Below are 11,330 nucleotides of genomic sequence, written 5' to 3'. Positions count from 1 at the left end.
CTATATACAAAAAAAGAATCCTACTAAAATCATATGATTTTAGTAGGATTTTCGTACTTTATTTATATTTATTTTCTTAATACATAATAACTATCTATATATGATATCATCTGATCTCCTAATGTAATGTAATAATATATATGTGCTATATTATCTGAGAAAAATAATTTATTTGCCTCTGTTTTTTCTGATATTAAGTCTTCAACTAAATTTAGTTGCTGATTTAAACTTAACTCATAACTACATGCTATAAAAGAAAGTTGTTCTGCAAATAAAATGTCATCTTTAGAATTACTATATACACCTTTAAATTTAGTTAAATTATTTTTTACTGCTTTAAGTTCTAAAAGATGATAATTTAATCGTTCCTTAGTAGATTTTAATTTAGGTTCAGTATCAGTAGTATTAATATCTATAGTATAAATATTTTTTCTTATTCTTTTTATTTCGTCTAAATTTTTCTTAAGTTCATTATATCCTTTTACATTTTTTAATGATGGTGAAATATAATCTTGCTTACTCTGTGTATAAGAATTTGTACAAGTTGCTACACAACAAATCAGCACTGTACATATAATTATTTTGCTCCAAAATGACTTTCGCATATAAACTATATCCTCCTGTGTATAAATCAGCTTTATTTAATTCGATATTATTATAATTTACAATTTGGATTAGTTTATACTAATAAAGCTTTCTTAATAATTAAAATCAATATATCTCAAAGCAATCCTTTTTTAATTATGATATTTTACGATTTTTAATTTCTAATTTTTCTTCAAATACAAATGAACCTATAATTCCTCCCAATATAGCTGGTACTACCCAGTTAAATCCTATACTTTCTAAAGGTAATTTGTGAATTAAACTTATACTTACACCTAAACTATCAACAACAGTAAGTATACTAGTTATTAAAGTAGCATAAGCTGCACCTTTAAATATGCTATCCTTAACAAATACCTTTTTTAAAGAACTCATTATAACTAAAACAATTGAAACAGGGTAAATAACTGTTAATATCGGTGCTGCAATAGATATTATTTTATCTACACCTAAATTAGAAACTATTGAACTAAACACACATATGAATATAACGAGATGTTGATATTTTAATTTTTTATTACTAACATCCTCAAAATATTTAGCTGTTACAGAAGTCAATCCTATCGCCGTAGTAAGACATGCAAAAGCTACAACTAAACTTAATAAAACTGAACCAGTACTTCCTAATAAATCTTTCGTTATATTAACTAATAATGCTGTTTGAGATATACTTATATCATATTTCGTAGAAACAGTCGCTCCTAAATATGCTAGGCCTCCATATACTAAAACAAGACCTATACTTGCAATAGTAGCTGATTTTATAGCAAGACTTGCATTTTCTTTCTTATCTTTATATCCCTTACTAACTAATGACGTCATAATAAGTGCTGCAATACCACCTATTCCAAGTGCATCCATAGTTTGATATCCTTGAGTAATTCCAGTTACAAATAAATCTTTAGAATTAATTTCAGTATTTAATTTTCCAATAGGAGATACTATTCCCTTTAATATTAATAACGCTAATGTAACTAAAAGTATAGGAGTTAAAAATTTACCTATTATATCCATAACCTTAGTTGGTCTTATTGTTAAAACTAATGTTAAAGCGAAGAACAAAATTGAAAACACAATAGGATTAACACTATTAAATAATGGGCTTATACTCATCTCATAAGTTGTTGCACCAGTTCTTGGTATAACTAATATAGGACCCAAGCAAAGCATCATTATAAATTCTAACATAATTCCAAATGTTTTACCTGCTCTTCCTAATACCCCTTGGAAAGAACCTGCTCTTATAACAGCATTTATTGATAAAAGTATAATACCTACATCTGCAAGTACAAAACCTAAGAAACTTATCAACCAATTACTCCCTGAAGTCATCCCTATATATGGAGGGAAAATTAGATTTCCTGCTCCAAAGAACATTGAAAACAATGCAAAACCAATAATTATAATATCTTTATTCTTACTCATACAAATTCCTCTTTTCCTTTTTATTTTACAAAATTTCATTTATTTAAAATAAAAAAGCCACATAGTATATACACTATGTGGCTTATAATATGCCTAGGATTAAAAAAACCACATAGTGATTTCTATGTGGCTTATCATAACAAATTAACTCTAGCCATCATAGATACAAACATTTCTCGGTTTGCATCTATGATGATTATATCCCATAAATACAAACCTATCCAAAATAGCTAAAGTAATATATATTTAATTTTAGTTCATTAGTTAGATTTATATTATTCATCATAAAAAACTCCTTTTATATTTAAGATATATTATCGAATTTTCAAAAATTTATTTATATTTAAACTAATTATATATATATTAGTGTTAACTGTCAATATAAAATTATTGAATCATTTATTTTAAATAATTAATTAATTTCTTTATTTTGTTGTTGAACTTGCTTATCAACTTGAATTTGTAAATATTCTTTTATTCCTTTATATATTGCATCAGCCATATTTTCTTGATAGCTCTGATCTAATAAATTGCTTTCTTCCCTATTATTTGTTAAAAAACCTGTTTCTATAAGTACCGATGGACACTTAGAATTCCTTAATACCTCATAAGCTTCTTTCTTTACTCCTCTATCATTTACATCTAGACTTAACGTTATATTATTATGAATTTTTTGTGCCAAAGTAGCTGACTTTTTATCATCCTCTTTCCAGTAAAAAGTTTCTACACCTTCTATATTAGATGCATCATTAGGAGCTGCATTACAATGTATAGAAACAAATAGTTCTGCATTATTTTCTCTTTCAATTTTATTTCTATCAACCAATGATACATATTTATCTTCTGTTCTAGTTGGTATAACTTGTATCGTCTTATCTTCACTTAATTTTTTTATTACTTTATTAGATATTTGAAGTGTTATATCTTTTTCTAATGTTCCTGTTTTTAAATTTTTAGTTCCTTGATCATTACCTCCATGACCTATATCTATGACTACTTTTGTTTTATTTTCATTATTAGGTTCTATGTTATTAAATATTTTTAAACTACAAAATGCTATAGTTATAAGTGCGATTAAAATAATTAATATCAAAAAATTTCTTATTTTTTTCTTTAGTCGTCTTTTTTTTCTTTTGGATTTATTTGTCATTGTAAATATCCTCTCTCATCTGTAGTTATATATTTTATAATATATTAAAATATAAAATATTCAACTAATTTTTATAAAAAATTCGCTTCGCTCATGTCGCCAACGACTCTGTCCGTTGCTCAAAATGTCATTTTTTACATTTCTAGACTCATTAATATTACTATTATTCATAGGTTATCCACATAAAATTAGGCAATATAGTTTCCTTACATGTAAAAAATTTCCTAATGATTTATAATATTATTCATTTGATATTTTCTTCCTCTTATTTTAGTGAATTTTTTGGATATTAATTTTTAAGATCCGTTACGTTAGAGGATATAATATCATAAACGTATTTGATTTTACAAATACTTATTACTCAAAAAAGAGGCTGTCTCAAAAATATAAAAATTTTGTAAAGGAACCTAGCGAAGGGGTGAGATATAAGTTCCACCGACATTTGCAGGTATGATTTTCACCTGCATGGAGGAGAACTTATACTCACCCCAAGCGGTACCCAACCACAAAATTTTATATTGAGACAAACCTCTTTTTAAACAGCAGGAATTATAAACTTATTTCCTCCATAATCTTTAACATCTACACAAACATTGTATACATATTCTATATTTTCACTAGACACAACCTCAAGTCCACCATAAGCATAAACCTTTTTATCCTTTAAAAATAAAAATCTATCACAATATCTCAAAGCCAAATTCAAATCATGTATAACAATAATAACAGAAATATCTTCATCCCTTGCTATCTGTTGTACAAGCTTTAAAACATCAAGTTGATTTTTTAAATCCAAATTACTTGTAGGCTCATCTAAAAGTAATACTTTTGGTTGCTGAGCTAATGCCCTTGCAAGCATAACCTTTTGTAATTCTCCTCCACTTAATTCATCCAAATATCTCAAAGAATATGGCTTTAAATTCATTCTTTCGATAATATCTTTAACTATTTCAATATCTTTCTCTGTAGGTGCTACTTTTATATATGGTTTACGACCTAACAAAACAGCATCAAATACAGTAAATCTATTACTTTCATTTTTCTGTGCAACATAAGCCATTTTCTTAGCTATTTGTGATTGCTTAAACTTCAAAACGTCTTCTTTATCAATATATACACTTCCACATTTAGGATTTATTATCTTATTTAAACATTTTAACATAGTACTTTTTCCAGCACCATTATTACCTAATATAGCTAGACATTGACCACTATTCAAATCAAATTTAATATCTTCTAGTATTTTTTTATCTTGATTATATCCAAATCCTAAAGAATCAACTTCTATCACTTCCTAGCACCCCCTCTAAATACTATATATAAAAATAGTGGCGCTCCCATAAATGAAGTTATAGCTCCTATAGGAAGTATTATTGGAGCTATAATTGTCCTAGCAAAAGTATCACTTAATAACAATAAAAAGGCCCCCATAATTGCAGATGCTGGTATTAAATATCTATGATCATTTCCTATAAATCTTCTCATAATATGTGGTGCTATTAATCCTATAAAGTTTATTATACCTACAAAAGATACTATTGTAGCTGTTACAAATGAACAAACAACCATACCTATTATTCTCATTGAAGATACATTTACACCTAGTCCTTTTGCTGTTTGTACTCCACTTTCTAATGCATTATAGTTCCAACTGTTTATAATAAAATATACAATAGAACTTAGCGTTATTACTGTAACTATTAATATTTCCCTATAATTAGCTCTACCTAAATCTCCAAAAGCCCAAAACACTATTGTAGCTAATTGAACATCATCAGCAAAATACTGTATTAAAGTAGTTCCTCCAGAAAACAAAGCACTTAAAGCAACACCAGATAATACCATAGCTTCTGGTGTTATTTTTTTATATTTTGATAAAAATAATATAACTATAGTAGCACCCATAGAACCAATAAAAGCACATATGCTTACCATATATGGATTAGATATATTTATTGCATCAGCTCCTGTACTATTAACAGCTACTGCTTGGAATAATGTTATTGCAATAGCAGCACCAAATGCAGCTCCTTGAGATACACCTAGAGTAGATGATGATGCAAGAGGATTTTTTAAAATACTTTGCATCACACATCCTGCTACTCCAAGACCCATTCCCGATACTAAAGCCATCAAAATACGAGGAAGCCTTATATTAAAAATTGCCACATTACTTTTTATATCAGCTTTACCTAATAGTGTTTTTATAACTTCTACTACTGATAAGTTAGAAGAACCCGAACTTATTGCATAAAATGCCATACATACAGTAATTAAAAATAAAGATGATATAATTAAAATTTTTCTTCTTATATATTTTTTATAATTATCAGTAGTTGAATTTAATACTAACGGTTCCATAATATCACTCTCCAACTTTTACTTTTCCAAATCCAAGACCTTTATTTTCAAGTTCATTATAAATCTTTTTACCTAGCATAGTATTAAATATTTCATCTGCTTTTTCTTTTATGTTTATGTCTTTAAATTTATCAGGATAAATTATACTTCCAGCATAATATGCATCAGCTATTGCAAGTTCTACATTTGTTGTGTAATAATTGTAAGAAATTTGTGAATAAACTTCACCTTTTTTAATTGCATCTAGTGATTCAAATAATTTTGTATTTTCTTTAAATTGTTTATTTACTAATTCCATACTAGATTTTTCTGGATTTAAAAATATAATATCTGGATTCCATTGCATAACTTTTTCTAAATCTATTAAAGTTGCTCCTTTTTTTCCTGTTTCATCAACTACATTTTTTGCATTTATAGCATCAAATGGAGGATATTTTCCATAAGTTCCATCAAATCCATGTTTTCCTGAAAAACTTACAGCACCTGTATATACACTTTGTTTATCTTCATCTTTTATATCCTTCGTTCTATCCTTTAAATCCTTTTCTAATTTATCCATATATGTAATTAACTCTTTAGCTCTATCTCCTTTATCTATTATATCTCCTATAATTTCTAGAGATTTATCCATATTAGGATCAAATATTCCTTTGTATGAAACTGCTACAACTGGTATACCTGTTTTCTGACTTACGTCTTGTGCCATTTTTTCATCATAAGCACCTATTATAACATCTGGCTCTACCTTTAATATTTCTTCTTCAAAAGCAACGTTTCCATTAGCTCCACCTTTTCCAATTACCGGTAGCTTGCTAAGTTCTGAATTTACATATCCATATGGTTTACTAATATCTACTTTCTTTTCAATATCTTCTACACCTACAACTTTATCTTGACCTTGCATATAACAAACCATTCTAAGTGCTCCTGCACCCGTTGCTATGATAGAATCTACCTTATTTGGAATTTCAACATCTCTCCCTAATACATCTTTAACTACCCTAGTTTTTTTACTTTCATTATTTTTAGCTTCATTACTACCTTGAGTACTGCATCCTGTTAATACCATAGTAAATGTCAATAAAAATGGTAATAATACTTTCTTTAATTTCATGATTTTCTCCCCCTATAAATCCTATTTCCAACCTCTATCATAAGAATTAAAACAATCTAAGCAAACTTGTTTTCCATTTTGTAATCTAATTTTGTGTTCTGGTGCTGATTCTTTACAGTTTTCACAAACTATTGATTTAAATATACGTGCAGTCTCTGGTAAATCATATTGTGGAGTTGAAAACTCAAATACTTCTTCTATAGGTAAATTTAATATAGTTTTTTGCCACATATCTCTATCCATGTTATTTGAATTTATTTTAAAATACATACGAATTTTTTCTCCGTTTTTTCTATTAAAGAAAGAAAATGCTTGTTTTCCTGTTCCTCTATATATAAGATTTCCTTTTCCCATAGAGCAACCTAATATAGATTGTACTGCATCCACCCCACATGCATCATTCTCTGTAATACAAACTATTTCTTCATCACCTGATTTTCCTATTCCTAATTTTTCTATAGCTGCTTCACATGCCTTAAACCCTATTGCTAGTCCTGGACACTCATGTCCATGAAAATCTACTGCTTGTTCCCATAATTTTTTATCCATAATCTTTTCCCCCTTTAAACATTCCAATATAGCATAGCTATTGTAGTACTTACTTTTTCATATACAAATCCATCTTTTGCTATTTGGTTTAAATAATTATGTATATTATCTTCTTCTTGTGAAGTAATATTTTTACTTAATTTTATTTTATTTGTGTAAATTTCTTTTGCTTTATCAATAGGTCTTTTTATATCCCATACTTGATTTTCATACTCTATATAAGGTGAATAACCTCTAAGCCATAGTATTTCAAAAGCATACAGTAACTTTTCATCTAAATCACCATATGAATCATCTATATTTAACATATTCTTTATTTTATCAGCTATAGAATCAGTTCTTCTTGTAGGTTTGCACATTATACAAGTTCTTTTACTTGCTTTAATCATCTTTTCAAAAGTTTCAGCACTATTTATAGCCGGAGTCATATGTGCAAATACAACATCAAAAGATTTTTCAAATTTATCTAAGTCTAAATTTTCCCAATCTTCCTTTATAAAATTTATATTATTCTTTTTAAACTCATGAGCTTTTTCTTTTGCAAATTGTATCATTTTAGATGATATATCAATTCCAGTTACATCCTTACATTTATCTGCAATAGCTATTGAGTACTTGCCTGCTCCGCATCCAATATCTAATACTGAATCATTTTCATTTATCAAATCGTTTTCCTTAATTACTTTGATAAATAAACTATCTTTCTCTGTTGGAATATTAAATTCTCTAAACCCATCTGCCATAGAATCCCATAAATTTTCTGATGCACATTTATTAATCTCTTTGTTTACCCATTTTTCTCTAACTTCTTGTAGCTTCATTAAAATCCCCCTTTATACAAAAAAGAAGACCTAAAAGGTCTTCTTGACATTCATTATATAGATTCATCCTATAATCATTCTTAAATTTATTTAATTTCTAACTAAATTGTATTAGAAATTTCGCTATTTGTAAACAAATTTTTTAATTATCCTAAGAACATTTTTAAATCATCTTCAACATTAGTTATTCCACCTATTCCAAAGTTCTCAACTAAAACATTAGTTACATTTGGTGATAAAAATGCTGGTAATGTTGGTCCTAAATGTATATTTTTAACCCCTAGATGTAATAGTGATAATAATACTATTACAGCTTTTTGCTCATACCAAGCTATGTTAAATGCTATTGGTAATTCATTTATATCTTGTAATTCAAATACTTCTTTTAATTTTAATGCAATAAGTGCTAATGAATAAGAGTCATTACATTGACCTGCATCTAATACTCTAGGTATTCCGTTTATATCACCTAAGTTTAATTTATTGTATTTGTATTTTGCACATCCTGCTGTAAGTATTACTGTATCTTTTGGTAGAGCTTCTGCAAATTCTGTGTAGTAATTTCTTGATTTAGCTCTTCCATCACATCCTGCCATAACGAAGAATTTCTTTATAGCTCCAGTTTTTACTGCATCTACAACTGCATCTGCTAATGCAAATACTTGATTATGTGCAAATCCACCTACTATTTCTCCAGTTTCTATTTCTTTAGGTGCTTGACATTTTTTAGCTTGTTCTATTATTTGTGAAAAATCTTTATTATCTTCACTTTCACCTTTTATATGAGTACATCCAGCAAATCCAGCAGCTCCTGTAGTATATAATCTATCTTTGTAGCTATCTTTTGGAGGTACTATACAGTTTGTAGTCATTAATATTGGTCCGTTGAAACTTTCAAACTCTTCTTTTTGCTTCCACCAAGCATTTCCGTAGTTTCCTGCAAAGTGAGAATACTTTTTAAATGCTGGGTAATAATGAGCTGGTAACATTTCAGAGTGAGTATATACATCTACTCCAGTTCCTTCTGTTTGCTTAAGTAATAATTCTAAATCTTTTAAATCATGTCCAGATACAAGTATTCCTGGATTTTTTCTAACTCCTATATTAACCTTAGTAACTTCTGGATGTCCGTAAGTTCCTGTATTTGCACTATCAAGTAGAGCCATCCCATCTACTCCAACTTTACCAGTTTCTAAAGTTAAAGCTATTAATTCGTCTATACGTAAAGTGTCATCTAAAGTTTTAGCTAGTGCTAATTGCATAAATGCATTTACATCTTCATTATCATATCCTAGTGCATTTGCATGTTTTACATATGCAGAAAGACCTTTTAATCCATATATTATAAGCTCTCTTAAACTTCTTATATCTTCATCTTTAGTAGCTAATACTCCTACCTTAGTTGATTTTTCATCTAATATAGAGTCTATTGAAACTACTTCTTTTCCACTTCCTAATATAACGTCTTTTATCTTAGATAAAACGCCAACCTTTACATCCATTTCTTCATTTGAAGAAGCATTCCATAATGCTGCTTCTGATAAGTTTTCTTTGTTATCTAATTTAGCTAATAATTCTGCTTTAGTAGCTAAAGTAACTTTTACTCTTTCATAGAATACTTCATCATCAAAGTTAGCATTTGTTATTGTAGTAAATAAATTTATAGTTATTAAATGATTTACTTCACTACCTATTTTTTTACCTTCTGCTCTAAGTCTTGTTGTTACTTCTGATAAACCTTTTGTTGTATATATTAATAAATCTTGCATTCTAGCTAGATCTGGCGACTTTCCACAAACTCCAAATTTTGTACACCCTGTACATCCTGCTGTTTCTTGACATTGAAAACAAAACATTTTATTTTCCATAATAGTTCCTCCAATATTTTAATATTATTTTAATATCTATAATGTTCATTTCATATACACATTATAGATATCTTTTCGCCTAAAATCTGTAACGCACGTTACATTTCTATAATTTTATTAATATTTATTTTCCATTTAACTTATTTAAGACTTCTTCTAATTCTAGTCCATGTATAACACATGCTTGTTCTAAAGTTTCCATTGATGACGATGGGCACCCTAAGCATCCCATCCCAAATCCCATAAGTATTTCTGCTGCATTTGAATTTATTACTAATATTTCACCTATTGTATTATCTTTTGTTATCATTATATTAATTCTCCTTAAATTATTTTTTCTTTATAGTTTTAATTCCATCTTCCATTTCAATATACTCAAAGTCACCATTAACTTCATCAACAAAAGCTTTAATCCATAAGCTTCTTAAATTATAAAAAGTACTTACACTACCTTTTTCCATATCCCATATTTCTTTGTGAACACAAATTCTTGTATTCCACTCTACGATGTCATCTTCTAAAGTAATTACTTCATTTACTCTATCGCATGGCATTCCATCTAATATATAATCATTTACACTGTTGTATATCTCTTTTGAATTTGTAAGAATTACTTTGCTACCTTTAACTTCCTTAGCTGCCTTTTTACCTTGAGAAATATATATATTTCCCATTTTTACAAGAGCATTCTCGTTGTTATTTAGTATATTAGTAGTCCATGCTGCCATTCTTCCTTCAGCAGAATGAATTTTACTTTGTAGCCATCCATGGATATTTTCTGTATCTATCATATCTTCAAGTGGTTTATTTGGAAGTTTTTCTCCATACTTTGAATTAATTTCACTACTTAATTTTTCTATATCTAGTCCTTCATTTTCTGCAAGTTTTATTATTTCATCTTCTAATCCTTCGAACCATAATATTTTATTAAATAACCAATAATGTATTTTACCTAAAAATAAACTCATTTTAATTTCCTCCTATTATATTAGTTGTTTATTATTTTCTGTAACTTCCTTTTTATTTATTACTATCTGTTTCTTTTTTATTAAGTTGTAATATTTATTTTAGTTTTTTAATGTATATTTCATATGCACATTTAAGATAAACTTTAAACTATGTTGTATTTTTTATTAACTTAACTTATTTTTATTATATATTAATATATTTTATATTTCCGTAACATACGTTACATTTTTTATTAATACTAAAAAAAGTCTTATTTCTAAGACTTTAATTATTTCATACTACCTTTAGAAGAATTCTTCCAAATTAAATACAAACAGTTTATTTAAATTTTTATATCTTTCATATTTATCTCTAAATATAACAACAGCATCATTCCATGCCTCTTGTTCTGACGTATAAACTCTATAATTTTTTATAAATACTTTATAAATTTCATAGATTTACTTCCTTTTTCAACGTATCCGATT

The 11,330-nt window shown here is 27.6% G+C and carries 11 protein-coding genes; all 11 read right to left on the bottom strand.

Annotated features, from left to right (window positions below):
- Positions 1 to 68: 68 nt before the first annotated feature.
- Positions 69 to 605 (bottom strand): hypothetical protein, encoded by a 537-nt coding sequence (locus CHF27_RS09440; RefSeq protein ID WP_095404498.1) that lies wholly within the window; start codon positions 603 to 605, stop codon positions 69 to 71.
- Between the two features lie 136 nt (positions 606 to 741).
- Positions 742 to 2,031, bottom strand: a complete 1,290-nt coding sequence (gene brnQ / locus CHF27_RS09435; protein WP_095404497.1) for a branched-chain amino acid transport system II carrier protein — start codon at positions 2,029 to 2,031, stop codon at positions 742 to 744.
- 412 nt (positions 2,032 to 2,443) lie between these two features.
- Positions 2,444 to 3,181, bottom strand: coding sequence for an N-acetylmuramoyl-L-alanine amidase family protein (locus tag CHF27_RS09430; RefSeq protein WP_095404496.1), 738 nt, complete (start codon positions 3,179 to 3,181; stop codon positions 2,444 to 2,446).
- 535 nt (positions 3,182 to 3,716) lie between these two features.
- Positions 3,717 to 4,472, bottom strand: a complete 756-nt coding sequence (locus CHF27_RS09425; RefSeq protein ID WP_095404495.1) for an ABC transporter ATP-binding protein — start codon at positions 4,470 to 4,472, stop codon at positions 3,717 to 3,719.
- Entirely contained in the window at positions 4,469 to 5,542 is a 1,074-nt protein-coding gene (locus CHF27_RS09420) for a FecCD family ABC transporter permease (protein ID WP_095404494.1), read from the bottom strand. The genes CHF27_RS09425 and CHF27_RS09420 overlap by 4 nt, the downstream gene beginning before the upstream one ends.
- A gap of 4 nt (positions 5,543 to 5,546) precedes the next feature.
- The gene (locus CHF27_RS09415; RefSeq protein WP_095404493.1) at positions 5,547 to 6,656 is read right to left on the bottom strand and encodes an iron ABC transporter substrate-binding protein; all 1,110 of its coding nucleotides are present in this window, start codon (positions 6,654 to 6,656) and stop codon (positions 5,547 to 5,549) included.
- A 21-nt stretch (positions 6,657 to 6,677) separates the two neighbouring features.
- A complete protein-coding gene (locus CHF27_RS09410) occupies positions 6,678 to 7,205 on the bottom strand; it encodes an FmdE family protein (RefSeq protein WP_095404492.1) in 528 nt (175 codons plus the stop codon).
- Positions 7,206 to 7,219: 14 nt separating this feature from the next.
- Positions 7,220 to 8,026, bottom strand: coding sequence for a class I SAM-dependent methyltransferase (locus tag CHF27_RS09405; protein WP_095404491.1), 807 nt, complete (start codon positions 8,024 to 8,026; stop codon positions 7,220 to 7,222).
- A 146-nt stretch (positions 8,027 to 8,172) separates the two neighbouring features.
- Complete coding sequence (gene hcp, locus CHF27_RS09400; protein ID WP_095404490.1) at positions 8,173 to 9,894, bottom strand: hydroxylamine reductase; 1,722 nt, start codon at positions 9,892 to 9,894, stop codon at positions 8,173 to 8,175.
- A 124-nt stretch (positions 9,895 to 10,018) separates the two neighbouring features.
- Positions 10,019 to 10,204, bottom strand: a complete 186-nt coding sequence (locus CHF27_RS09395) for a DUF1858 domain-containing protein (RefSeq protein ID WP_095404489.1) — start codon at positions 10,202 to 10,204, stop codon at positions 10,019 to 10,021.
- A gap of 19 nt (positions 10,205 to 10,223) precedes the next feature.
- A complete protein-coding gene (locus CHF27_RS09390) occupies positions 10,224 to 10,862 on the bottom strand; it encodes a hypothetical protein (protein WP_095404488.1) in 639 nt (212 codons plus the stop codon).
- Positions 10,863 to 11,330: the final 468 nt, after the last annotated feature.

Source organism: Romboutsia maritimum (assembly GCF_002251085.2).
GTDB lineage: Bacteria > Bacillota > Clostridia > Peptostreptococcales > Peptostreptococcaceae > Romboutsia_B > Romboutsia_B maritimum.
The sequence above is the reverse complement of the archived record's forward strand: the minus strand, read 5'-3'. Positions and strand labels throughout refer to the sequence as shown.